The sequence below is a fragment of the Synechococcus sp. BMK-MC-1 genome (genome assembly GCF_014279955.1).
In the GTDB taxonomy this organism is placed as follows: domain Bacteria; phylum Cyanobacteriota; class Cyanobacteriia; order PCC-6307; family Cyanobiaceae; genus Synechococcus_C.
In genome coordinates, this window is sequence record NZ_CP047939.1 from 1,024,073 (window position 1) to 1,047,654 (window position 23,582).

Sequence of the window (23,582 nt, forward strand, 5' to 3'; positions counted from 1 at the left end):
CCACCGTAAACACTCCAGTCGGTGGAGAGTCAATGGGGTGGCTCAGCCGCCGGAATCTCCAGGGAGAAGCAGCTGCCGCATCCAGTCCTGGAGTGCACCTGGATTGCTGCGCGATGGCGGACGGCGATGGCTTGCGCGATGGCCAGCCCCAGCCCACTGCCACCCTGGAGGCGTGAGCGAGACGGATCCAGTCGCGTGAAGCGATCAAAGATTCGGCCCTGCATCTCCTCAGCGATGCCAGGTCCGTTGTCGGTGATTGAAAGCTGGAAATGGCGACCCTGGTGCTTCAGGGAGACGTCGATCGCGCCACCTGCTGGGCTGTGCTGCATCGCGTTGCTCAGCAGATTGATCACAAGCCGGCTGAGTTCTGTCTCCGCCCCAAGCACCTTGGCACTGGACATCCATGACGTGTGAATCAGGCTCACCTGAGCAGCCGCAGCTGTCTCTGAAAAATCCTCCATCACATCGGCCGTGATCTCGGCGAGATCACACACCGTTGCCGGCTCCCGCTCGCAGGGTCGTTCAAGGCTGGCGAGCAACAACAGGTCGCCGATCAGGTTCTGCAGGCGCCGGCCCTGGGCCAGCACCCGATCCCAGCGTCCTGTCTCCACCACTGCCATCAAGTTGGCCAGCGGGGTGCGTAATTCGTGGGCCACATCGGCGCTGAACTGCTCCTGTCGCTGATAGGCCTCCAGTAATGGTGCCATCGCCAATCCAGCCAGCCACCAGCTGGCAGCGCCCATGGCCAGCAGCGCAACGAGGAAGACAGCATGTCCCAACCACACCAGCTGTTGTGCTTCCCGGTCCAGATCGTTCAGGCTGTGTGAAATCTGAAGGAATCCCCAGACGGGTTCTCTGTTGCTGTTGGAGTGATGCAGATGAATGGAGTAGGTGAGCCAGCGCCGGCCAGCGGGTTCTTGCGTGAGCTGCCAACCTTGATCAGCCGCTGGCGGGAGCAGGATCGGAGCCCCGGGGGAGCTGGCCAGCAGAGCACCGTTGGGATCGAGAACACGCAGCTTGTAGCGGTCGGAATCGGTGGCACTGATGGCATGGCGTTCAACCAATGAATCCGGTGCCTTGCAAGGCTCTCCTGCAATACAGAGGCCCGGTAGAACCGAAACAAGTGCGGGCGTGGGCCGGGCCGCCTGCGGCAGCAGGACAGGCTTGAGACTGTCGTGCAGGGTGCCGGCAAGAGCTTGCAGTTCACGCCGGATGGCGCTGTCCTGGCTCTGCAGCAACAGCCGTCCCATCGCGAACCCCGCGCCGTAAAGGAGTGCACCCATCACCAGCAAGGAGAGTCCCGCCAGTCTCAATCGAGCTTGAAATAACAGGCGATGCGCTGGCGTTTGGATGGTCATCACAGCAACACCGCAGCATGCGGGTTCAGCCGATACCCCTTACTCGGTATGGTTTCAATCGGAGAAGCAAGCCCATGAGAAGCAAGCTTGCGCCGCAGCAATCGCACCTGGGCGGCAACAACATTGCTGATGGGATCCTGCTGCAGATTCCACAGTTGGTTGCGCAAGCGTGAGCCGGAAATCACCTCACCGGGGTGTTCCAGGAAATAGCTCATCAGTTGCTGCTCTTTCGTGGAGAGCTCAATGCAAACCTCAGCTGCGGCTGTTGCCACGAGCAACTGCCCCGCGGCGAGATCCAGCCGGAAGCAACCGGCTTCCAGGAGCGGCGCCCGATAGCTGGGCTGTCGCCGCTGCAACGCCCGTACCCGTGCGAGCAGCTCCTCCATCGCGAAGGGCTTGCTCAGATAGTCGTCCGCGCCGGCATCCAGGCCCTCAACCCGGTCGGCTGTTTCGTTACGGGCCGTGAGCAGCAAGAGCGGTAGCGCCAGGCCCCGCGATCGCGTTCGCCTGCACAGATCGAGGCCGCTGAGCTCCGGGAGCATCCAATCAAGAATTCCCAGGTCGTAGTGGGCCTGATCACTCCCCAGAAGCACCCAGCCGTCCTGACCGCTGACGCAGTGATCCACCACATGGCCCTGGCCCTCCAGGACTGCCTGGATGGATCGCGCTAGATCCATCTCGTCCTCCACCAACAGGATCCGCATGGGCATCGGCGTGGCGGATCAACAGGGCACAGATCTTAGTGAGGGCAGTGGATTTCATCTGTTTTTCATCCCGGTTGTGCCAACTTCCGCCTATCCAGTGCTTCCCCAGGCCTTTGCTTCCCCGAATCCTGCAGCTGGCGGCCAGCGCCAGCCTTGCTGCCACAGCCTTACTCGCAGCGCCCATCGCCACGCCCCTGGCCCTGGCGCATGTGGGCCATGGCGATGAGTTTCAGCAGCAGGGCGACGCACGCCAGGTGCGCCGCAACGCCGAAACCGATGCCCTGTTGGGGGTGGCCACGGCAACGCCGGAAGACGGGCCGGATGGGCTCTCGGTTCCCTCCACTGCTCTAGTCGATGCGAATGGCAAGCCACTGCTGTTCGTGCAAACCCAGACCACCTACGACCCTGTTCTCGTGGTGACGGGTTCCAGACAGGGTGACCGGGTTGTGATCACCGAGGGCCTTGATCCCACCGACGAGGTGGTGATCTCTGGCGCCCTCTCGCTGTACGCCGAATCGAAGAAGACACCACAGGCTGAGCCGGCAGCAGATAACAAAGCCGCTGCGCCACAGGACAGCGCGACGGCGAGCCCGTCCGCTCTACCCATTCCCGCCCTGGCAGCTGGCGCGGTTGTCGTACTCACCGCTGGGGCTATCTGGCTGAACCGCCGCAGGAAGACGGATGCTTGAGCGGTTGCTCAACACAACGCTGCGGTTTTCGATCGCACGCCGCTGGCTGATCGTTGCCGCCGCGGTGGTGATCAGCCTCTGGGGCCTGCTGGCGGTGAGCCAGATGCCCCTGGATGTGTTTCCCCCCTTCGCGCCGCCGCAGGTGGATGTGCAAACCAGCGCCGCTGGGCTCTCACCGGAAGAAGTGGAAACCCGCATCACGCTGCCGATCGAATCGGCAGTGAATGGCATTGCCGGGGTGGAGACCGTGCGCTCCTCCTCCAAGCCGGGTTTGTCGATGGTGCAGGTGGTGTTCAACCAGAACGCCGACATCTACCGCGCCCGCCAATCCGTGGCGGAGCGGCTGCAACAGGTGAGCGCCCAGCTGCCTACCAATGCAGATCCCCCCGAGCTCTCCCCGCTGGTGTCGCCTCTGGGCACAATCCTGCAGGTCGCCTTCACCGTGAACGGCGATGGCGCCACATCGCTGATGGATCTGCAGCAGCTGGTGTTGCGCTCCTATCGCCAGTCGATCCTGGCGGTGCCCGGCGTCGCCCAGGTGACGATCTACGGCGGCGATGAGCAGCAATTTCAGGTGCTCCTTGATCCCCAGGAGCTGCAGGCTCAGGCTGTCTCGCTCAAGGCGGTGATGGAGGGTGTTGGCTCGGCGATGGCCACCAGCCCTGGAGGCTTTCTGATCGGGGGTGGCCAGGAGCGGTTGATTCGCCCCTTGGCTCAGGTCACACAGGTGAGCGATCTGGCGGATGCGGCGGTGAAGAGCGAGCAGGGACGATCGGTGCTGCTCTCAACACTGGGAGAAGTGAAGCGCGGTGCAGCGCTCAAACGCGGTGACGCCAGCTTCAACGGCAAGCCAGCTGTGGTGCTGATGGTGACCAAGCAGCCCGATGTGGACACCCCCACGGTGTCCCGGGCAGTGGAGCAGCGCTTGGCCGAGCTGAACCGCACGCTGCCGAGCGATGTGCAGGTCCAGACCACATTTCGTCAGAGTAATTTCATCGATAGTGCCATCCGCAATGTGAGCGAGTCGCTGCTCCAGGGGGTGGTGATCGTTTCGGTGGTGATCGTGCTGTTTCTCATGAACTGGCGCGCCGCCGTGATCAGCCTCAGCGCCATTCCGCTGTCACTGCTGATTGGCCTGATGTTGATGAAGAGCCTGGGCCTGGGCATCAACACCATGACCCTGGGTGGGCTGGTGGTGGCGATCGGTTCGGTGGTCGACGACTCGATCGTCGACATGGAGAACTGCTATCGGGGGCTGCGCCGCAACCGGGCCAGCGACACGCCCAAATCGCCCCTGCAGGTGGTGTTCGACACCTCGGTAGAGGTGCGCCAGCCCGTGCTGTTCTCCACCGTGATCATCGTGGTGGTGTTTGCGCCGATCTTTTCGCTCACCGGCGTAGAAGGGCGCATCTTTGCGCCGATGGGCCTGGCCTACCTGCTGTCGATCGCGGCCTCCACCCTCGTAGCGGTAACGCTCTCTCGCGCGTTGTGCGCCATCTTGCTTGCGCCTGCGGAGCTGCCAGAGGAGAACACCTGGCTGGCTAACCGGGCTGAGCGGCTCTACCGGCCAATCTTGGATCTAGCGCTGAGATCACCGCAGCGCGTGCTGGCCATCGCTCTGGCGCTGATCGTCGCCACCACAACGATCCTGCCGGCACTGGGCCGGGTGTTTCTACCGGAATTCCGCGAACAATCGCTGGTGAGTTCGATGGTGCTCTACCCCGGGGTGTCACTGGAGATGACCAACCGAGCGGGGCTTGCACTGACCCGTTCGCTGCAGAACAACCCGTTGTTTGCATGGGTGCAGGTGCGCACGGGCCGCGCCCCCGGTGATGCCGATGGGGCCGGCGTGAACCTAGCTCACGTGGATGTGGAACTGAGCGATCAAGCCATGGCCAATCGGCCCGCTGCCATTGCCGAGCTGCGGCAGGCTTTTTTAAAGCTGCCCGGTGTGGCGCCCAACATCGGCGGCTTCATCTCGCATCGCATGGATGAGGTGCTCTCGGGGGTGCGCAGCGCGATTGCAATCAAGATCTACGGCACCGATTTAGGCGAACTGCGCCGCATCGGTGAGGCGGTGGAGAAGGCCATCAAACCCATTGATGGAGTGGTGGATCTGCAGTTGGAACCGCAGCTGCCGATTCCCCAGGTGCAGATCCACTACGACCGCCCGCTTGCGGCGGCGCTGGGGCTCACGGTGGAGGAGCTGTCGCAAGCAGTGGAGATCGCGCTCAACGGCAAGGTGGTGGGCCACGTGGTGGAAGGGGGTGTGCGCAGCGATGTGCTCGTGCAGCTTCAGGAGAATGCTCGCCAGAACCTGGAGGCCATCCGCTCGTTGCCGGTGGCCTTCAGCAATGGCATGACCGTTCCTCTCGGCAGTGTTGCCTGGGTTGAGGAAGGTCTGGGGGCCAACATCGTCAACCGAGAAGATGTTTCCCGCATGATCGTGGTCTCCACCAACGTCAGCGGCCGGCCCCTCGGCACTGTCGTCAAAGACATCCAGCGCACCATTGCCCGTGAGGTGCCACTGCCTCAGGGCTACACGATCCGCTACGGCGGCCAGTTCGAATCAGAAGAACGGGCAACCGCGTCTCTGGTCTTCTACAGCGCTGTTGCCGCAGTGGTGATCGGTGTGCTGATGGTGATTTCGGTGAAATCAGTGCCCGCCACAGTGGCGATCATGCTCAACCTGCCCCTGGCCCTGATCGGAGGTGTGGTGGCGGTGTTGCTCACGGGAGGAGTGCTATCGATCGCCTCGTTGATCGGCTTCATCACGCTGTTTGGCATCGCCGTGCGCAATGGGTTGTTGCTGGTGGACAACTACAACCGCCGCCACGGCGCAGGGCAACCCCTGGGCGAGGTGATCCGTGAGGGAAGCCTGGAGCGCCTCAACGCCATCCTGATGACAGCCCTCTCCTCGGCACTCGGAGCCTTGCCTCTTGCACTCGCTTTCGGGGCCGGGAATGAAATCCTGCAACCGTTGGCTGTGGTGGTGCTCGGTGGATTGACCACCTCCACGGCCCTGACCCTGCTGGTGCTCCCGGCGCTCTATGCACGCTTTGGCCATTGGCTGCTGCCCGCCCGCGACGGTTCGGCGTCGTCTCTTGCCTCTCTCCCGTCATGAACCTGAGCCTTAACCACCTCACGCATCACCTGCGCCAACCCGGCGTGCTTCTTCCTCTGGCGATCTCCGCATCTCTGCTGGTTGGAATCGGTGTGGGTCGCCAGAGCAGCCGGCCGGTCTCTGCGCCATCGGTTGCGGCGATGGACCGTGCGGATGCCAATGGCAGCGTGGCTCTCAGCGAAGACCAGCTTCGGCGATTGGGATTGACCACTGTTCGCCCCGAACTGAGCTCGGGCACGGAACGTCCGATCACTGGTTTTGTTGAAGCAGCAACATCGTCGCGCTCAAGCGTGGGGATGCCTGTGGCGGGACGTGTTTTACGTCTGATGGTGTCACCGGGCACCCGTGTTCGTGCTGGCGAACCGATCGCAGAAGTCCAAAGCGCTGATGCGGCTGCTGTACGCGCCGATGCCGATGCAGCGCAGGCCACGGCGCACTCGCTCGCATACCTGTACCGCCTTGCCGAACCCATGGCACGGCAAGGTGCACTCTCGACCCAGGAGCTGGAAAGCCGCCGCATCGCCAGCGTTACAGCCGCGACGACAGCCAGGGCAGCCGCTGCCAAGGCTTCAGCGCTAGGGAAGCCTGATGATTCAGGGCGTCTGTTGATTCGCAGTCCAATTGCCGGTCAGGTCACTGCTGTGAGCACCTCACCCGGTGCCGTCCTGTCTGTGGGGGAAGACGTGGCCCAGATCAGTGATGTCACAGGGGGTGAGCTTCGCTTCCTCGTGTCACCGGGACTCGCCACGAACATCAGGACCGGACAGCTGCTGCGCGTTCGAGCGGGAGCTCAGACGCTGCAGGCACGGGTGATCGCTGTGGCACCTGATGCGCAAACCGCCGGGCGCGTGATGCTGCTCCGCGCGCAACCTATTGATGCTCAACTCCCACCGATCGGAACAGCTATCACGGCCTTTGTGCAGATCCCATCCTCCGAGCAACGGTTCATTGTTCCGCAGGATTCCATTGCCCTGATCAATGGATCACCGGTGGTCTTTCGCTATCAACGGGGGGCTGTGGAACAGGTTGCTGTGGTGGTGGCCCAGCAAACGGCGGGGCAAGCGGAAATCCTTCAGGGTGTTCGTCAAGGTGATGTGCTCCTGAGAGGCAACACGCAGATGTTGCGCAACGCACTGGATGCTTCCAAGGACAGCAGCCAGAACTGAGTGAAGTTCAGCAACCCGATCAAACCGATGGCATCCTTGAGATGCGGTCAACTCTCTGGCTTCGCTGCGGCCGTGCTGTTCGGATGCAGCGCCCCACTGATCAGTACGTTCACGGCCAGCGGTTCGTCCCTGAGCATTGCCGGGTTGCTCTACGCAGGGACGACTCTGGCTCTGGCGATTGTTCGGCTGATGAAAGGCCGAACCCAGGATGAAAGCCCCCTCCAACGGCGTGATGCGCCTGCCTTGGCTGGGTTGATCCTTCTGGGCGGGATCGTCGGGCCCGTTGCCCTGGTTCACGGCCTGGCGCGGTTACCAGCCGCATCGAGTTCACTGTTGCTCAACCTTGAGACCGTCTTCACCCTGGCCATCGCTGTTCTGGTGGGGCGTGAACATCTCGGCAAACGCGGCGCTGCGGCAGCAGCGCTCACCATCGCTGGGGCCATCGTTCTTTCGGATGGATCACTCGGCGGTGTCAATGCCACCGGAGCTGCCCTGATCGCTCTGGCGACCCTGGCCTGGGGGATCGACAACAACCTCAGCCAACGCCTGAGTCTGCGCGATCCGATTCAGATTGCCACCGTCAAGGCACTGGGTGCATCGCTGCCCATGCTCGTTCTTGCCTGGGTCCTGGGGCATCCCTTTCCACCTGCCGCCGTCTGCGGGCCATGGATCTACCGCTGGCGACGGTTGGCACTGTGCTGGGTGCACGGCGATCCGGGAATTGCACCTGCAACGATCTCCAGGCCACGATCCGCGGCAAGCTCACCGAGATTCAGCAGCGCGTCCACGAACTACAGAGCCTGGAAGCCGAACTCAACACGATGCTGAACACCTGGGAGCGCTGCGGCGGCCGTTGATGCGTTGCGCGATCAGCGCAGTGCTCAGGCTTCGGTTGAATCTGGTCTTTTGCTGCGGGTGCTCGATCGGTGATCAAGACCTGTGATCATGGGGGTGGAGCTATCGAATCCAGGGTGCGCGAGAGGCTTGGCCATGAATAGTCGTGCCGACCAGTACTGGGGTTTCTGGCCGCTGCTGCCGCTTGAGAGTGTTTATTTGCAGTGGATTTAAGGGTCGTGTCTCTGAAATGTCCCTCGTTTGTTGTGCAACTGGGCAGGAGTGTGTGCAACTGCAGCCTGGGGTTAGAAGCGATTGTTTTAGGTGTGACGGTTTTGCCTTGGATGGTGGCGATGCCGGTGCTTGATCGTCGGTGATGCAGGACCTGTACCTGGTGAGGTGACGTCGATCTCTCAAAAAATGCGCTTAAGGCAAGTCTTCTATAGAGCGTTTTGCCTTAACGGCATTGTTTAGGTAGCGGTAATTCCCCCAGAATCTTGGACCGACCGTCTCCGCAGCGCTTCCATTGGCCACCGAGCTGTTTGACGATGACGCCAATGGCTTTTACCGCGTTGGCTGCTTTGTGCTTTGAGCGACTGGCCCGAACTTGGAGAGTGCTGGACCGCTTAAACAGCTCTATTGCCTCTGGTGACTGCAGAACCTGACCACAGGCAACGATCTGGGGGTCGTTCTTGGGTCTAGGCGTCCCGTCACATAGCTGAACTAACCCTGAGCGCTGCAAGAGATCAACGACCTTGGCTGCGTTGGCTCCGACCAGATCAACGAGGCCACCGCCAACTGCCTTGCGTTCAATGGCTGCGACTTCTTCCGCGTTCAATAGACCAATCAGACCCTTAAGAATCAGCTGCTTGACAGGTGACAGCTCCTCAAAGGGTGTCATTCCCAGAATATTGGCTACTTTGGCGACCCGTTTACGTCCCCTCTGACCGTGCTCAAAATCGCCTAATGCTTCTAAGGTCCAACCGTCTTGATGTAAGTACGCCAAGGCATAGTCAGTGAACAACGCAAGTTCTGTGATCGACCGCTCGTAATAGGCGAGTGATGTAGCGATCATCAGCTCCTCGACCGGGCCAAGGGTGTTGATGTCGCGGTCATGTTCGAGCAACGCCTTATGGATGACCTTGGCATTCTCCTCTGGATCTGAAGTGAAGAACGGACAGCTCTGGTCGACCTCGGTGCGAGGCAGGTAGCCATAGCAAGTCCCCAGGGTCCGCTCTCTGCGCGCGCCTTGCGAGACGCAGTTTGGCGGCAGAGTCAGGCCACCAGCAACGAAGCCGACTTGATGGAAGTCACCGATAAAGGAGAAACCCGACTGAGCGACGGGCGTGACAATGACGACGTCCGCGATGCCCATGTCTTTCTCCATCAGGATCTTCCGCTGCTCGGTCTCGTCTTTATTGAGGCTGTCGATTACGACAACATGCAAACGTGAGAAGGTCACCGGATGGTCCAGCTGGGGTGAAGTGATCTCCTCGGCTGTCTCGATTTCGATGAAACGCTTAAGTGCCCAGGCAGATATGCCCCTAGTGGAGTCGTCTTTCTCCTCCCCCTTAGCGCCCGTGACAACCAGTACAGGCTTTGTTCTATCGGCGTCCTGAATCGTCTCCAGTAGCGCTGCTCTCCAGATGTTCTGCTTGTTCGTCCAGCGGAACACCCCGCCGTTTTCTTCCCTTGGGTTGCCGATCACAGGCAGAGACCTATTTACCTCGCGGACGCTGTTTATGAAGTCGATCTCAGGTGCGCCTAGCTGAGCATCCATCCCGTAGACCTGGGCGGCGTTGCGGATTGTCCAGACCAACCGACAGAACGTCTCAACGCGCTCCCCAGGCGACCCCCAGAACTCCCCTGGCCCAGCCTTGCCTAACAACACGGCCTCCATTACCTGGCGGAGCTCGTCGATGATCAACAACCCTGCTGCTGGCATGACACCGTCGCGCCAGAGCAGCTCGTTGCCATGGCGCTTGTGATCTAAACCCCAAGACTGGAGGCAGGCTATGTAGAAGTCCTCTAGAGACCCGCGACCTGTGGAAACGTCGCGGCCACCTGTGATCTGAGCGTTCTGTGCGTTGATTGTTCGACGGGGGCTGATGCAGCCAACAGAGAACTTCGAGCGATCACCATTCCGCTGGCGGCTTTCCCGGTGCATGTCGACTGCCTCCCCGAGGGCTTGCTTTGACTTGCCCTTCCCGGTCCGGCAGTTGGTCAGGATCGATCGTCCCTTGAGAGTTGCCCGTAGCTCCTCCTCACTGTTGATGAGCTCTGTAGCGGGGTCAGCAACGATTGAGGTGGAGGCCCTGGGACGTTCCCAGCCGTACCTGGTAGCGGCCATCGAGATGAGCCGCGCAGTGGCATCTGCTGGATTTACTGGCTCTACAAACGACGAGCACCACTCCAATAGGCCCTTGAGGTCATGCTCACCGACCTTGTCGTAATGGCCTTGGTCGTAGAGGAGCTGGGCGGCTTGTTCGGCTCCTAAAACAGATGTGAGATTGGCGACCAGTGGCAGAACCTTCGGATAAGTGGCCTCACCTGGAATGCGCTTGTCCCAGACCTGAGCAATCGTCGCGAGGATTTGCATGGCCTCGTCGCCCTCGTAACCGAGGACACGGCCAGCGGTGCAAGTGCAAGCGACTGCTCGCCGGGTGGTCGACTCTTTTCGGAAGTCATCGACATCCTTAGGGCCACACTCGATCTGCTCGAGGGAGCATTGCTTGCCGAGTTGCAGCACTGTGGCGACTTCTCCGGTCTTCTTATGAATTGCACCAGGCAGCCGCATGGCTTGAGTGATTCGGCTTACGGCGTCGTCGGCCTTGTAGTGGATGTCGTCTATGCGAGCCACATCTACTAGCCGTTCGTGGAAGCACCGGCACACCAGCTGATAGCGCTCCACGGTGATGACCTCATTTATTGAGAGATAGGCATGAAGCGATTTACCTCCTGTGTCGACGATCGTGAAGCGGACGTCGTAGGTGTGCTCGAAGGCCCGCAGCACTGCAAGTTGCTGATCCTTTGGCAGCATGTCGCACTCAACCTTGAGGCACGGCGAGCCCTGTGACTGCGCCTTGGTGCTGCCGCCAAACATCGGGTAAAAACCGAGTTGGTGACCCTGACGATGGAATCCATCAATTGACCAGTCCAGAATTTGTTCCTGGATCAGATTGATATCGACAGGCCTGCAGTGGGTTGCACCATCAACCTTTTGCCAGTGCCAGTTACCGCCATCTCCGCCATAGAGCGTGAGACATACCTCCGATGCCTTAATGCCTATCGCTTCAAGAAATTCGGGAATTCGCCTGATTTCTGCCTGGACTTTCTGAGAGTCATATCCGGGCTTACCAAGTCTCTGATGACCACCTTGCCGATCAGAGGAGTTGTGAGGACGTGATTTGCTTACCAACGACTAGAGAGCTGATTCTTCAAATTACTGGGGGTTACTTGAGCTTCTCTTTGCTTTTAGATCGAGATGTAGTTGAAGCCGTTTAGGTCTCTCTGACGCTTATTGGAACCCTCAAGGAAAGAGCAGCTAACGATGACCTCCTTTCCCCAGCTTCCCGGCGAGCCCGCAGATTCCTTCGAGCAGCTCCTTGTGCACCGGGAATTTGGACCTGCTCGTCAGTTCAGGCAGACAGCAGTTGTCGTGGGTTGCTCTGAGTCAACCCTTCGCCGACGAGCGGATCATTGGAACTGGAGTGAGCGCCTAGCTGACTACGACTCAGGGCAGCTGAAGACAGTCTCAGAAGCACGAACTGAAGCAGAGCTCGAGCGATATGAGGAACAGCTCGAGACCTTTAGACAAGAACAGCTCGCAAGAGCACGAACCGTTGCAGAACGAGCGGACGAGCTGCTTGCCTTGGTCGAGCGCAGCTTGAAGCACCATCTCGAGGCCGGCACTGTCCTCCATGGACGAGAGCTACCTTCCGTGATTGCCGCAATCTGCAAAGCAGTAGAGGGTTCAATGAACATCGAGGCAACGGCGCTCGGAATATCTGAGCTTTTGAATGACAACTGAGCTGATGCGAATCCTGAATATCACCTGAGTTGCAGGCGATTATCCGCAAAGGTGAGAAGACACAACTAAGTTCGCTGATGGCTTCACTTTCAGCTCCTTCGATCAACACGGGTAGTTTGTAGTAGATGGTTGATTCACATGTCGAACACTCCGATTACTTGGATGCGTACAAGAGAGTTGACCTCTTGTCTCGGGGTGCATCGCAACACTCTTGGGAACATGCTCAGGGCAGGTCTTCTTCGGGATGGGCTTCACCGCCGCAAGATCAACCCGTTGTCACCGCGCGGCGAATTCCTCTGGAATCAAGAAGCAGTTCTGATGACATTGGGGCGTCTGTGACGGCCTGAGTGCCATTTCAGGGACAAAATGAGACTTGCCACAGTGATTGCTGTCTTTTAAGTGGCTTGGCAAGCCTCTATTCCAGTTCGCCCGCAGCAACTTTTGCGCGAATCTTCCGTAGGAGCGTCTCAACATCTTCCTCAAGGCCCGGCACAGGCGCTGTAGCTCCCTGCCATCGATCGGCTCTCGCGAGATGGAATAAGGCGCATCGAAGTTCAGTAAGTGTTCGTGCAGTGTGAATAGAAGAGCGTTGATCTGTCTGCTTGATCAATGGGTCAACTTCGTAGCCGTTAATGGTGTGTGCGAAGTGGATCCATCGATCACTGCCACTTTCAGGATCAGGAATCTGGATGACTCTCAGATCTTCGTTGGAGATTTCTTTCATAGCCTTTATTGAACTCAGAGATCTACCCGAAGACCTCTCTGATGATCTCGTTCGAGCGGAAGCGGTGATGGTCGGAATACGTCCTCCTGAGCATGTCCTCAGATGTTGAGAGAAGACCTGCAATCTGTAGAAGGTCGAGCTGTTTCACCTCCAGCAGTCGTCGCGCAGCGTTGTGCCGAAGAGTGCGTAGCCCGATGAAATCGCGATCAGCTCTCAATCCGCGCTCTTCTGAGAATTCTCGCCAGATCCAGCCATGAATGGCGTTGAGCTCTTGTTCTGTTCTCCTCTGTTGTTCTTGGTTGGGTTTCTCATTCCATGGACTGGCGGCATCTCGGAGGCGTTGCGGAGGAGTGCTCAGTTTTTCAATCCCAACGGCTTCAAGAAGCTCTTTCCATGAAGGACAGAGTTGTGCCTGCCGATTCCTACCCCTTTTGCTATCACGGCATTCCACATAACCCCCAACGACTACTTCCACCCTTCCTGGAGGAGTCCACAACAGTTGTGAGGCCATTACCATCGCGCCACGAGCACCGGTGAGAGCAACCCAAGACGTCAGCCATGCGGCTGCATGAGCAAGCTCAGAGGTTTCAGCTCGATCCCAGAGTTTCAAGATGACGCGCTGTACCTCTTCAGGATCAATCGGTCGTCCCTGCCCTGCCTGGGGTTCTTGGTAAGCAAACTCTTTGCCTGGGTTGAGTTGCTTGCCATCTGTCGCGATCCCGAAGATCAGGCATGCAGAGGAGATGGCATCGCGACGACTTCTCGCTTCTGCTGGCCAACTTGCGATCCAACGCAGCAGATCCTCTCGGCTCGTAGCCCTGCCGTTGTTTTCGGAGAGCCACTGAACGCAGCTCTTAAGCCACTTCACACGACGAGCAGCGTGCTTCTCAGAGTTCCCGTCTGTTTCGATGCGGCTTAAAGCCTGTCTTTGATAGACACCAAGTGAGCTACCAACAGGACCACCCGCATTCCTTTTGACGTTGCTGTCGAAGTCGGCTAAGGCCTGATCGATGGCACGCGAAATAGCGAGGTCTGTGTCCTCATAGGACGCATTGAGTTTCAGCCACTTCTGATCTCCCCCCCCATCAGGTCGCGTCCTGAACGAGAGGTAGATCAGCTCCTGACCGTTAGGTCTGCTTTTGCGCCTGAGAGATAGGCCATACCGCTCTGAATGAACGGTCCGGAGATACTGGGAGAGCTGCTTCAGCCTTGCGCTGTTTCGGCGTTGCCCAGTGGTGTCTGTCATCTAGGGACAGGGCGGCTTGTCTGCCTATTTTATCCCTAAGTTGTCCCTAAAACCACTTGCACAAGGTTATGCCCACTTGCACAACCTGGAACAACGGAACAGTCAATTTGAGTGATGGCAAGTGATCTGAGTGCAACTGAGGGCATCTCGCCAGCCGACCAACGCTGGCCTTGGTGGCCGCTGCTGCCGCTCTATCCCTATGGCCGCCGCCGCACGGTGTTCAGTGAGCTGATCCCCGGTGAGCTCTGGAGCTTTGAGCAGCTGCAAGGGGTGTACTACGTGGCTGTGCCGATTCGTCTCACGGTGGTGAGGGTTCCCGGCGGCTTGATGTTGGTGAATCCCCTGCCGCCCACCCGGGAGCTTCTGAAGCAACTCGCGGATCTGGAGGCTGTGCATGGCCCCGTGCAGACCATCGTGATGCCGACGGCATCGGGGCTCGAGCACAAGCTTCCTCTAGGACCTCTGGCTCGCGCGTTCCCGCAGGCCGATCTGTGGGTGTGCCCTGGCCAGTGGAGTTTCCCTGTGCAACTTCCCCTCAGCTGGTTGGGGGGACCGAAACGTCGCACCCGGGTTCTGCTCGACGACGGGGTGCCCCATCCAGAGATCTGCCACTGGGTCTCTCTCGGTCCACTGGACCTCGGCGTGGGGCGATTTCAGGAGATCAGCTGTTTTCACCGTCCTTCCGGGGCCCTTCTGGTGACCGATGCACTGGTGGGGATCAGTGCTGAGCCCCCCGCGGTGTTCGATCCAGACCCCACCCCGCTGTTGTTCCACGCCCGCGAGCGGGGCGATGAGCCGCTTTTGGATTCAGTTCAAGCACGCCGTCGCGGTTGGGCCCGGCTTGTGCTGTTCGCCTCCTACCTGAGGCCGGAACCACTGGAGGTTCCTTCGTTGCTGCAGGTGCTTCGCCAGGCGTTTCGTCCGGGTTTGCGCTCGCCCCGTGAGCACTTCGGGCTCTATCCCTTCTCCTGGCAGGACGGCTGGCAGCAGGCGGCGGCGGCGTTGATGGGGGATCCAGCCCCGCGTCTGCAGGTGGCTCCGGTTTTGGAGCGACTGGTGCTGCCGCGGGCACGCCAGGCCCTGCTCGGTTGGTTGGATGAAGTGGCAGGCCTTGAGTCCATGCGTTGGCTCGTGCCAGCGCACTACAGCGCTCCTTTGGCGTTTACTCCTGAGATCGCCAATGTGTTCAAGGAGGAACTTCTCCAGAGGCCGTGGGCCCCAGATCAGGGAAGCTGGGACTTTCTTGCCGGGATCGACACAACGTTGTTGCGCTACAAGCTGGTGCCGCCTGACCCCTTCAAAGATTGAGTTCGTCGTCGGGGCCGATGGCCATCTCCTCGTCGCCAAACATCGCTTCTTCCAATTCCTTGCGCTGCTCCATCTGACGCAGGAAATACCCGGTCATCATTGCGGAGGCCAGCATGTTGGCCAGGTTGTCGCGATTGGCGGTGACCTTCACCTCAAATTGTTCGCCGGGGAGCATTCCCAGCAGACCCTGCACGTTGTGTCGAATCACATCCTGAATGTCGTTGCTCGCAGATTTCGCGACGCGCTGCAACACATCAGGTGATTGATCCTGCAGGTACTGAATCAGTCCGTTGACGGGTTGTCCGTCCTGGCTGTCCGTGGTCAGGAACTCCGGGTTGAACATCCCGCCGCTCTCCGTCAGGACCCTGAACCTATCGCAGCTGTGTGCTGCGTCACAGTTGAATCCGGTTGTGAGAACCGAATCGGACCGAACCGTGCCAGGGGCCAGTAGCGCCACACAGCCGTTCCGATCACCAGGTTGTCCGGAAGCGCCCCCCACAGATGGGAATCAAGGCTGGCATTGCGGTTGTCGCCCATCACCCACACCGTGCCATCGGGCACGGTGATTGGTTCCATGGCGTAGTCGATCGCTTCATCCAGCCAGGGTTCGTTCACCACGCTGTTGTTGCGCAGCAGCTGTCCATCTCGAACCTCGAGCTGATCGCCGGGCAGACCCACCACCCGTTTGATCAGCGCCGCATTCGGGTCGTAGCCGGCCGCTGCCAGTTGGGGGGGGACAGCGAAGACCACGATGCTGTTCAGGGGAAGGGTCTGGTGTGTGGCGCGATCGAACTTCGGCCTCAGCTTTTCCACCAGAATTCGGTCCTGAAGCTGAAGGGTTGGCAGCATCGACCCCGATGGAATCCAGCGCGGTTCCAGCACCTGCCAGCGCAGCAGCAGTGCCAGAACCACCCACAGCAGCAGGGAGATCCAGCCACTCCGGCGTGTGGCGGACTGATCGGGTTGGCTGGGCATCGAAGGGACGGACCCGGGGGTAGGCGTTGGACGAGGATCGCATCAGCGCTGCCGACCGGTCTGAGCCACGCCATCGCCAATCTCAAGGCAGCTGTGAGCCTCCTGGCCCATCTGCAGCAGCAGGGACTTCGGCAGATCGTTCTGTGCCCTGGCAGCCGTTCCGCACCTCTGGCCCTGGCGGCCGGCGGCTTGGCCAGGCAGGGGGAGCTGACGCTGGTGACCGCGATCGATGAGCGTTCAGCTGCTTTCCATGCCCTCGGGCTGGCCCAGGCCTCCGGTCGTGCCACAGCGGTGATCACCACCTCTGGAACGGCTGTGGCCAATCTGCTGCCCGCAGCCGTCGAGGCTGATCGGTCCTGCATTCCCCTGCTGCTGCTCACGGCCGACCGACCGACGCGCCTGAAGGACTGCGGCGCCAACCAAACCGTGAATCAGGAGCAGTTTCTCGCCCCCGTTTGCCGCGCGTTTCTGAGCAGCCCAGGCGAGGGGCTTCACCACGAGAACGACGTTCAGCTGCAAAGCCTGGCGTCGTCGCTCTGGCAGAGGGCGCTGGGATCGGCAGGGCCTGTGCACCTGAATCTGCCGTTCGAGGAGCCACTCCATCCCAACGAGGCCGAGCAGCAGGCGTTTTGGTCGGCGTGGCAACCCCTGCCGGCTGCTGGTGGCGGGCATCACCCTGCTGAGCCACGCTCCACCCCCTGGGATGGTCCGGTTCCGGACTGGTCCCGTCCGGGCGTGGTGGTGGCAGGACCCTGGCGTGGTCTGGAGGCGGATCGTCCGGCTTACCAGCGGGCGCTGCAGGAGTTGGTCCTCACCACCGGCTGGCCTGTGCTCTTGGATCCTCTGGCTGCCGCGCCCCAGGACCTCCCAGGGGTGATCCGCCATTGGGACCTGATGCTGCCGGCCGGTCTGCCCACGCCCGAGCGATCGCTTCAGGTGCTGCGCCTCGGTCCTCTTCCGGCCAGCCGCCGGCTTGAAGCCTGGCTGCGCGCGCTGGGGCCGGGGCAATGGCTCATCAGCGAGGGGGACTGCCGCAGCCTCGACCCCCTCGGCCTGGCCAGCCAGTGCAGCCTGGGGCTCTCCAGCTGGTGGCAGGGCGTCTCTGGCCAGCAGGTGTGCTCTGAGGAACGTCCCAGCGCCTTGCTCAAGGCCTGGTGTGCTCTGGATGCGGCCGTGGAGCGTGCGCTTGCCCAGCAGTTGCCCCAAGTCGGCCCCGTCAGTGAACCGGCCTTGATGCGGTGTCTGCCTCAGCTGTTGCCTCCAGCGACACCGGTGATGCTGGCCGCCAGCAGTCCCGTTCGGGACTGGCAGGCTTTTGCAGCTTCTGATACCGGCCAACGCCGTTGCTTCAGTTTTCGCGGAGCTTCCGGCATCGATGGGACCCTTTCTCTGGCCGTTGGTCTTGCACGGGAGCTCGGCCCCCTCGTGCTGCTCACCGGCGATCTCGCACTCCTGCATGACAGCAATGGCTGGCTGCTGGCGGCGGCCTCAGCACCGCCCTTGCTGGTGCTGTTGATTGACAACGGCGGCGGCGGCATCTTTGGGCAGCTGCCGATACCTGCCGGTTCGGCGGCTGAGTTTGACCATCTCTTCGCCATGCCCCAGGCAGTGGATCCGCTGGCGTTGGCCAGGGCCCACGCCGTGCCCTCCCGTCAGCTGGCCTGCCTCGAGGATCTTCCCCATGCCCTGGAGTGGGGATTGGACCAGAGGCGACCGGTGCTGCTGCGGGTCTGCACGGATCGGATTGCTGATGCAGCCTTGCGGCAGACGCTGCGGCGAGAGGTGGAGCAAGTGCTCCGCTGTGATCAAGGCAGTACAAAAGAACACTGATCCCCACCGCCTCCATGGCCGATCCCACCTCCCGATCCGTGCTTCCTGGTGATCCGGGAGTGGTGTGGCAGCCCTGGGGGGATTACAGCGATGTGTTGCTGGATCGAGCCCAGCCGGGCATTGCGCGGGTGGCGATCAATCGCCCGCACAAGCGCAACGCCTTCCGGCCTCGCACGGTGGTGGAACTCTGTGATGCCTTCACGCGCATCCGCGACGACAGCAGCATCGGCGTGGTGCTGTTCACCGGAGTCGGTCCTGCGGACGACGGTGGCTACGCCTTCTGCGCCGGTGGTGACCAGAGTGTGCGCGGTGATGGCGGCTATCTCGATGAGGACGGGCTGCCCAGGCTGAATGTGCTCGACCTGCAGCGGATCATCCGCAGCCTGCCCAAGGTGGTGATCGCCCTGGTGGCTGGGTATGCCATCGGTGGCGGACAGGTGCTGCATCTTCTCTGTGATCTCAGCCTTGCCGCAGAAAATGCCGTGTTCGGTCAAACCGGCCCGCGGGTCGGCAGCTTTGATGGCGGTTTCGGTGCGGGGTATCTGGCCCGGGTCGTGGGTCAGCGCAAGGCCAGGGAAATCTGGTTTCTCTGCCGTCGCTACGGAGCGGAGGAGGCCCGGCAGATGGGACTGATCAATGCCATCGTTCCGCTGCACAAGCTTGAAGCCGAAGGCGTGCGTTGGGCTCAGGAAGTGCTGCAGCACAGCCCCACGGCGATCCGCTGCCTGAAGGCGTCCTTCAATGCCGAAACCGATGGCCTGGCAGGCATTCAGGAATTGGCCGGTCAGGCCACCCACCTCTTCTACCGAACGGACGAAGGGCAGGAGGGGCGCAACGCTTTCCTTGAGAAGCGGGACCCTGATTTCTCAGCCTCCCCCTGGCTCCCCTAGCTAAAAAAGTTGCATCGTTCCCCTCGTTTCGGCGCCGCGATGCTCCAGCGCATCCTTCCAGCATCCATCGGATTGCTTGCCCTGGCTGCGCTTCCGTCGCTGCCCTGGCTGCGGTCTGTGCATGCGGCGGATGTTCCCCAGGCTGAGGCGTCTGAGGCTCCAACGCAACGGGAACCGGATCCGATTCCTCCGCTCGCGGCACCGGTCAGCGATGCCGTTTCGATGGCTCGCGTCCCAGAGGATCTCCTGCAGCGTGTGGGTCTGCAGCTCGTGCTTGATCGTCAGCATCGGCAGCTACTCGTGCTGCACGATGGTTTACTCACGCGCCGATTCCCCGCGGCCGTCGGCACTGTTGGCTGGGAAACCCCTGCTGGGCGGTTCCGGGTGATGCAGATGGTGAAGGAGCCGGTGTGGACGCACCCTGTCAGTGGCGAATTGCTGGGCCCGGAGGAGGCCACCAATCCGTTGGGATCCCGATGGATCGGCTTTTATCGCGACTGCAAGGGCCGCGAAGGCTGGGATGGTGAGCAGTATCTGGATATCGACGGCTGCACGGTGGCAGGGTTTCACGGCACCCCTTACCGATGGACGGTGGGACGGGCTGTGTCCCATGGCTGTGTGCGTCTCTATGAGGAGAACGTTCAGGAGATCTTTGAGATGGTGCGGGTCGGTACTCCGGTGACAGTGCTTCCCTGACCGACCTCAACCCAGCTGAATGCGCTTAAAGTCGCGCCTCACAATCGGTTGACCTGACCATGCGCGTGCTCTTTGCTGCCGCTGAATGTGCACCGATGGTGAAGGTGGGTGGCATGGGCGATGTGGTCGGCTCGCTTCCGCCCGCCCTGGCGGAGCTTGGTCACGATGTGCGTCTGATCATGCCCGGCTACGGCAAGCTCTGGAGCTCTCTGGATATTCCTGCAGAACCGATCTGGCGGGCCCAGACCATGGGCACGGAATTCGCTGTCTTTGAAACACGACACCCGACGAATGGTTTGCCGCTCTACCTCGTGGGACACCCTGTTTTTGATCCCGAGCGGATCTATGGCGGTGAAGACGAAGACTGGCGGTTCACCTTCTTCGCCAGCGCAGCGGCGGAATTTTCCTGGAATGTCTGGAAGCCTCAGGTGCTGCATTGCCACGACTGGCACACCGGCATGATTCCGGTGTGGATGCACCAGGATCCTGAAATCAGCACGGTGTTCACGATCCACAACCTCAAGTACCAGGGACCCTGGCGCTGGAAGCTGGATCGCATCACCTGGTGTCCCTGGTACATGCAGGGAGACCACACCATGGCCGCTGCGCTTCTTTACGCCGATCGGGTTAACGCCGTATCACCCACCTACGCCCAGGAAATCCGCACCTCTGAATACGGCGAGAAGTTAGAGGGCTTGCTCAACTACATCTCCGGCAAGCTGCGCGGCATTCTCAACGGCATCGATCTCGAGGCCTGGAATCCATCCAAAGACAAGGCTTTGCCGGCGACCTTCAGCTCCACCAACCTGGCTGGGAAAGCCACCTGCAAGCTGTTGCTGCAGGAACGGATGGGTCTGGCTGTGAACCCCGACACCTTCCTGCTCGGCATGGTGAGCCGTCTGGTGGATCAAAAGGGTGTGGATCTGCTGCTTCAGGTAGCCGACCGTCTTCTGGCCTACACCGACACCCAGATTGTCGTTCTGGGAACCGGGGATCGCGGACTGGAATCCGGCCTTTGGCAACTTGCTTCACGCCATCCAGGTCGGGTTGCGGTGTTTCTCACCTATGACGACGCCCTGTCGCGTTTGATCTACGCAGGCAGTGATGCCTTCCTGATGCCCAGCCGCTTCGAACCCTGCGGGATCAGCCAGCTCTACGCCATGCGCTACGGCAGCGTGCCTGTGGTGCGCAAGGTGGGTGGATTGGTCGACACCGTGCCGCCCCACGATCCCCGCCACAAGACCGGGACGGGCTTCTGCTTTGACCGGTTCGAACCTGTGGATTTCTACACCGCTTTGGTTCGGGCCTGGGAGGCCTTCCGCCATCCGGAGAGTTGGACGGAGCTCCAGCGGCGCGGGATGGAGCAGGACTACAGCTGGGCTCGCTCAGCACTGGAGTACGACCGCATGTACCGCGATGTTTGCGGGCTCAAGGAGCCCAGTCCCGACGCCGCTGCTGTGGAACAGTTCTCCCAGGGACAGGAGGCCGATCCCTCCCGTCACGGTGGAGCCTCGCAGACGCTCTCTCCCTCAGAAGAAGCCCCCATCGAAAGCAGTGAGGCGTCGAGTGCATCAACCCCGGTGCGCACCAGCCGCAACCCTCTCGCCAGGCTGCTTGGCAAACAGCGACGATGATGGAGTATGGCTGATCCCCCGGACAAAAGCGCTTTACCCGCTCCCTACGAGAGTCCATGGGAGGCCTTGCGCCGTGATGTGCCCGCTGCCCTGGCCGACCTGCGCCTCCGGGCTCAGGAACTCTGGCGACGCAATCGAGAGGGGGATCTCTCCACACCTGGGTTCTGGCCCCAGGACCTCGCGCCGCTGTTCTGGCCGCTGCTCCTGCTGCTGATTGTTGGTGTGTTGGTGTTGGGGGGACTGCAACTCCAGGGAGCCCTTGCCTCGAAAGAGGACCCGGAGCCTCCAGGTATCGAGCGCATTCTCACCACGCCGCTGCCCGAGGCCAGACCTCTGGCGGTGATTCCAGAGCCTGCTGCTTCTGAGCCCCTCGCCGTGCCGAGCGAGCCTGTACAGCCTGAGTTTCCTGAGCCCGTGGCCGCTGAGCCTTCGGCCGTCGAGCCAGAGGTCCCTCTGTTGCAGGTCACACCCCTTTTAAGCCTGCTCGCTGATGCGGATCGTGATTCCGCCATTCCCCAGGGGTTGCTGTTGACAGCCCAACCAGTTCCGGAGCGCAATGGGGCTGTGCTGACGCTTGATGCCCAGCAGTGGGTGGCCCTGGAACCATCCCAACGGCTTGATCGCGCTGAAGCCTGGTGGCAACAGCTCCAGGAGGAAGGATATGACGATCTCACCCTCGAAGATGCAGGCCACCATCTGCTGGCACGGCCATCCCGCGTCGGGAACGGCATGATCATGTTCGATCCGCTGAACACGCCGTGACACTGCAGCTCTCCCAGCTGGTGGAGCTCTGGGGGCAGCCCCTCTGGGCGGGTGGTCCTGCTCCGGATCTGTCGAAGGCCCTTGGACCGGTCTGCACCGATAGCCGCACACTCGAGCCGGGATCGTTCTTCATCCCGCTGCGCGGGGAGCGATTCGATGGCCATCGCTTCCTCAGCAGTGCTGTTGAGCGTGGTGCCCAGGCTGCTTTTGTGGCCAGCGACTGTGCCCATGCCGTGCCAGACGGCCTGCTGCACTGGAAAGTGGCGGACACGCTCGAGGCCTACCAGCAGCTGGCCACCTTGCATCGCCGCCAACTGAATGCGTCCGTGGTGGCGGTGACCGGATCAGCCGGAAAAACCACCACCCGCGAATTGATTCGCTCTGCACTGGCACCCCTGGGCGATGTGCAAGCCAGCGACAGCAACAACAACAACGACATCGGCGTGCCGCTCACCCTCCTGGGGGCGCACCGCAGCCATGCAGCGGTGGTAGTGGAGATGGGAATGCGCGGAGCCGGTGAGATTGAACGGCTCTCGCGCTGTGCTGAACCGCAGATTGCAGTGATCACGAACATCGGCACCGCTCATATCGGCCGGTTGGGGAGTCGGGCGGCCATCGCCTCAGCCAAATGCGAGATCACTGCGGCTTTATCGCCCCTCGGGATTGTGGTGATCCCAGCTGGTGACGCACTTCTTGAGGATGCTCTGTCGCGCTGTTGGACGGGCCGCATCTTGCGCGTGGCTCTCGATGGGGATGAGCCTGAGGATGGACCTGAGGTGAGTGGGCTGACCTCAGGAGACCTTCCCACCCCCGATCTTGTGGGTCATTTTCAGCCCGAGGATCAGTCGCTGGCCTTCAACGGCCTGCGCTTTCACTGTCCTCTTGAGGGACGTCACAATGCCCGCAACTTCATGTTGGCTCTGGCGGTCGCCCAAGAACTCAAGGTTCCTCTGCAAACCATTCAGGCCTTGGATGTGCAGGTGCCAGGAGGTCGGAACCGGCGACTGTCCTTTGGGGGAATCGCTCTGCTCGATGAGACTTACAACGCATCACCGGAAGCGGTTTTGGCCGCTCTGGAGTTGCTTGCTCATCAACCGGGACGTCGTTTTGCTGTGTTGGGAACCATGCTGGAGCTTGGCAGTCGCAGCGTTGATCTGCACCGGAGGGTGGCTCAGAAGGCCATCGATCTGCAGCTTGATGGATTGGTGGTCGTCGCGGGCGGTGAGGAAGGCGAAGCGATGGAGGTCGCTGCAGGCTCCCTCAGTCGATTTCAACGGGTTGAGACCCCTGAACAGGCGGCCCTTCCTCTGGCGGGATGGCTGAAGCCTGGAGACACAGTGCTTCTCAAGGCCAGCCGTGGTGTGGCGCTAGAGCGCCTGATTCCTTCCCTGCAGAACACACTGATCGGCTGATCAGGCGGCAACCAGGCTGGAGTGGCCTTCTTCGCAGCGGATCAGATCGATGGCATTGGGATGGTCTTTGATGTACTTGATCATCTCCATGGCCAGCACTCGAGCCTCAAAGGCATCGCCGGCGTAGTAGCAACCTTCAACGCGATTGCTGTTGGCATCGCGGTATCGCACGGTGTAACGCTTTTGGTCGTGCATGAATC

The 23,582-nt window shown here is 60.9% G+C and carries 18 protein-coding genes and 1 pseudogene; 12 read left to right on the plus strand and 7 right to left on the minus strand.

Features of this window, described 5'->3' with window-relative positions; genetic code table 11:
* Window positions 1-29 precede the first annotated feature (29 nt).
* Window positions 30-1,358 carry a cell wall metabolism sensor histidine kinase WalK gene (locus SynBMKMC1_RS05860; protein ID WP_186473046.1) on the minus strand — a complete coding sequence of 443 codons (1,329 nt, stop codon included), beginning with the start codon at window positions 1,356-1,358 and terminating at the stop codon, window positions 30-32.
* Complete coding sequence (rppA, locus tag SynBMKMC1_RS05865; RefSeq protein ID WP_363159579.1) at window positions 1,358-2,068, minus strand: two-component system response regulator RppA; 711 nt, start codon at window positions 2,066-2,068, stop codon at window positions 1,358-1,360. Before rppA ends, SynBMKMC1_RS05860 begins: the two co-directional genes overlap by 1 nt.
* 107 nt (window positions 2,069-2,175) lie before the next feature.
* On the opposite strand from rppA, the gene SynBMKMC1_RS05870 reads away from it, so the two are divergent.
* The 5 genes and pseudogenes from SynBMKMC1_RS05870 to SynBMKMC1_RS14685 all read left to right on the plus strand — a co-directional run bounded on the left by SynBMKMC1_RS05870 (window position 2,176) and on the right by SynBMKMC1_RS14685 (window position 7,898).
* Window positions 2,176-2,751 (plus strand): hypothetical protein, encoded by a 576-nt coding sequence (locus SynBMKMC1_RS05870; protein WP_226424080.1) that lies wholly within the window; start codon window positions 2,176-2,178, stop codon window positions 2,749-2,751.
* Window positions 2,744-5,875: an efflux RND transporter permease subunit gene (locus tag SynBMKMC1_RS05875; protein ID WP_186473047.1), complete on the plus strand. Its 3,132-nt coding sequence runs from the start codon at window positions 2,744-2,746 to the stop codon at window positions 5,873-5,875. The genes SynBMKMC1_RS05870 and SynBMKMC1_RS05875 overlap by 8 nt, the downstream gene beginning before the upstream one ends.
* Window positions 5,872-7,041 carry an efflux RND transporter periplasmic adaptor subunit gene (locus SynBMKMC1_RS05880; RefSeq protein WP_115070378.1) on the plus strand — a complete coding sequence of 390 codons (1,170 nt, stop codon included), beginning with the start codon at window positions 5,872-5,874 and terminating at the stop codon, window positions 7,039-7,041. Before SynBMKMC1_RS05875 ends, SynBMKMC1_RS05880 begins: the two co-directional genes overlap by 4 nt.
* Before the next feature lie 27 nt (window positions 7,042-7,068).
* Window positions 7,069-7,482 (plus strand): annotated as a pseudogene (locus SynBMKMC1_RS14680) (EamA family transporter); the annotation flags it as partial.
* Window positions 7,483-7,706: 224 nt separating this feature from the next.
* Entirely contained in the window at window positions 7,707-7,898 is a 192-nt protein-coding gene (locus SynBMKMC1_RS14685; RefSeq protein WP_255442426.1) for a MerR family DNA-binding protein, read from the plus strand.
* Window positions 7,899-8,332: 434 nt separating this feature from the next.
* Here the strand turns inward: SynBMKMC1_RS14685 and SynBMKMC1_RS05890 are convergent, their stop codons facing one another.
* The gene (locus tag SynBMKMC1_RS05890) at window positions 8,333-11,293 is read right to left on the minus strand and encodes a hypothetical protein (RefSeq protein ID WP_186473049.1); all 2,961 of its coding nucleotides are present in this window, start codon (window positions 11,291-11,293) and stop codon (window positions 8,333-8,335) included.
* A 1,358-nt stretch (window positions 11,294-12,651) separates the two neighbouring features.
* The gene (locus SynBMKMC1_RS05895) at window positions 12,652-13,875 is read right to left on the minus strand and encodes a hypothetical protein (protein WP_186473050.1); all 1,224 of its coding nucleotides are present in this window, start codon (window positions 13,873-13,875) and stop codon (window positions 12,652-12,654) included.
* A gap of 114 nt (window positions 13,876-13,989) precedes the next feature.
* On the opposite strand from SynBMKMC1_RS05895, the gene SynBMKMC1_RS05900 reads away from it, so the two are divergent.
* Window positions 13,990-15,183: a DUF4336 domain-containing protein gene (locus SynBMKMC1_RS05900; protein ID WP_186473051.1), complete on the plus strand. Its 1,194-nt coding sequence runs from the start codon at window positions 13,990-13,992 to the stop codon at window positions 15,181-15,183.
* On the opposite strand, the gene SynBMKMC1_RS05905 is transcribed toward SynBMKMC1_RS05900, so the two are convergent.
* Window positions 15,173-15,526, minus strand: coding sequence for a DUF760 domain-containing protein (locus SynBMKMC1_RS05905; RefSeq protein ID WP_011932927.1), 354 nt, complete (start codon window positions 15,524-15,526; stop codon window positions 15,173-15,175). The genes SynBMKMC1_RS05900 and SynBMKMC1_RS05905 overlap by 11 nt on opposite strands.
* 14 nt (window positions 15,527-15,540) lie before the next feature.
* Window positions 15,541-16,158, minus strand: coding sequence for a signal peptidase I (gene lepB, locus SynBMKMC1_RS05910; protein ID WP_011932928.1), 618 nt, complete (start codon window positions 16,156-16,158; stop codon window positions 15,541-15,543).
* A 93-nt stretch (window positions 16,159-16,251) separates the two neighbouring features.
* On the opposite strand from lepB, the gene menD reads away from it, so the two are divergent.
* Genes menD through murF form a run of 6 tightly spaced genes read left to right on the plus strand, consistent with a single transcriptional unit; the run spans window position 16,252 to window position 23,382 of the window.
* Window positions 16,252-17,988: a 2-succinyl-5-enolpyruvyl-6-hydroxy-3-cyclohexene-1-carboxylic-acid synthase gene (gene menD, locus SynBMKMC1_RS05915; protein WP_186473052.1), complete on the plus strand. Its 1,737-nt coding sequence runs from the start codon at window positions 16,252-16,254 to the stop codon at window positions 17,986-17,988.
* Window positions 17,989-18,002: 14 nt separating this feature from the next.
* Window positions 18,003-18,878 carry a 1,4-dihydroxy-2-naphthoyl-CoA synthase gene (gene menB, locus SynBMKMC1_RS05920; RefSeq protein WP_186473053.1) on the plus strand — a complete coding sequence of 292 codons (876 nt, stop codon included), beginning with the start codon at window positions 18,003-18,005 and terminating at the stop codon, window positions 18,876-18,878.
* Between the two features lie 39 nt (window positions 18,879-18,917).
* Window positions 18,918-19,574 (plus strand): L,D-transpeptidase, encoded by a 657-nt coding sequence (locus SynBMKMC1_RS05925; protein WP_186473350.1) that lies wholly within the window; start codon window positions 18,918-18,920, stop codon window positions 19,572-19,574.
* A 59-nt stretch (window positions 19,575-19,633) separates the two neighbouring features.
* The gene (gene glgA, locus SynBMKMC1_RS05930) at window positions 19,634-21,208 is read left to right on the plus strand and encodes a glycogen synthase GlgA (protein ID WP_186473054.1); all 1,575 of its coding nucleotides are present in this window, start codon (window positions 19,634-19,636) and stop codon (window positions 21,206-21,208) included.
* A gap of 6 nt (window positions 21,209-21,214) precedes the next feature.
* On the plus strand, window positions 21,215-21,970 hold the full coding sequence (locus tag SynBMKMC1_RS05935) for a hypothetical protein (RefSeq protein WP_186473055.1): 756 nt from the start codon (window positions 21,215-21,217) through the stop codon (window positions 21,968-21,970).
* The gene (gene murF, locus SynBMKMC1_RS05940) at window positions 21,967-23,382 is read left to right on the plus strand and encodes a UDP-N-acetylmuramoyl-tripeptide--D-alanyl-D-alanine ligase (RefSeq protein WP_186473056.1); all 1,416 of its coding nucleotides are present in this window, start codon (window positions 21,967-21,969) and stop codon (window positions 23,380-23,382) included. The genes SynBMKMC1_RS05935 and murF overlap by 4 nt, the downstream gene beginning before the upstream one ends.
* Here murF and SynBMKMC1_RS05945 read toward each other — a convergent pair whose 3' ends face one another.
* Window positions 23,383-23,577, minus strand: coding sequence for a hypothetical protein (locus SynBMKMC1_RS05945; protein ID WP_006041182.1), 195 nt, complete (start codon window positions 23,575-23,577; stop codon window positions 23,383-23,385). It abuts the gene before it with no gap.
* Between the last annotated feature and the right edge of the window lie 5 nt (window positions 23,578-23,582).

What these genes read in the sequence shown, in the direction of transcription:
- SynBMKMC1_RS05860 (WP_186473046.1), bottom strand. Translation starts at nt 1,358, where the DNA reads ATGACCATCCAAACGCCAGCGCATCGCCTGTTATTTCAAGCTCGATTG.
- rppA (WP_363159579.1), bottom strand. Translation starts at nt 2,068, where the DNA reads ATGCCCATGCGGATCCTGTTGGTGGAGGACGAGATGGATCTAGCGCGA.
- SynBMKMC1_RS05875 (WP_186473047.1), top strand. Translation starts at nt 2,744, where the DNA reads ATGCTTGAGCGGTTGCTCAACACAACGCTGCGGTTTTCGATCGCACGC.
- SynBMKMC1_RS05880 (WP_115070378.1), top strand. Translation starts at nt 5,872, where the DNA reads ATGAACCTGAGCCTTAACCACCTCACGCATCACCTGCGCCAACCCGGC.
- SynBMKMC1_RS14685 (WP_255442426.1), top strand. Translation starts at nt 7,707, where the DNA reads ATGGATCTACCGCTGGCGACGGTTGGCACTGTGCTGGGTGCACGGCGA.
- SynBMKMC1_RS05895 (WP_186473050.1), bottom strand. Translation starts at nt 13,875, where the DNA reads ATGACAGACACCACTGGGCAACGCCGAAACAGCGCAAGGCTGAAGCAG.
- SynBMKMC1_RS05900 (WP_186473051.1), top strand. Translation starts at nt 13,990, where the DNA reads ATGGCAAGTGATCTGAGTGCAACTGAGGGCATCTCGCCAGCCGACCAA.
- SynBMKMC1_RS05905 (WP_011932927.1), bottom strand. Translation starts at nt 15,526, where the DNA reads ATGTTCAACCCGGAGTTCCTGACCACGGACAGCCAGGACGGACAACCC.
- lepB (WP_011932928.1), bottom strand. Translation starts at nt 16,158, where the DNA reads ATGCCCAGCCAACCCGATCAGTCCGCCACACGCCGGAGTGGCTGGATC.
- menB (WP_186473053.1), top strand. Translation starts at nt 18,003, where the DNA reads ATGGCCGATCCCACCTCCCGATCCGTGCTTCCTGGTGATCCGGGAGTG.
- SynBMKMC1_RS05925 (WP_186473350.1), top strand. Translation starts at nt 18,918, where the DNA reads ATGCTCCAGCGCATCCTTCCAGCATCCATCGGATTGCTTGCCCTGGCT.
- glgA (WP_186473054.1), top strand. Translation starts at nt 19,634, where the DNA reads ATGCGCGTGCTCTTTGCTGCCGCTGAATGTGCACCGATGGTGAAGGTG.
- SynBMKMC1_RS05935 (WP_186473055.1), top strand. Translation starts at nt 21,215, where the DNA reads ATGGCTGATCCCCCGGACAAAAGCGCTTTACCCGCTCCCTACGAGAGT.
- SynBMKMC1_RS05945 (WP_006041182.1), bottom strand. Translation starts at nt 23,577, where the DNA reads ATGCACGACCAAAAGCGTTACACCGTGCGATACCGCGATGCCAACAGC.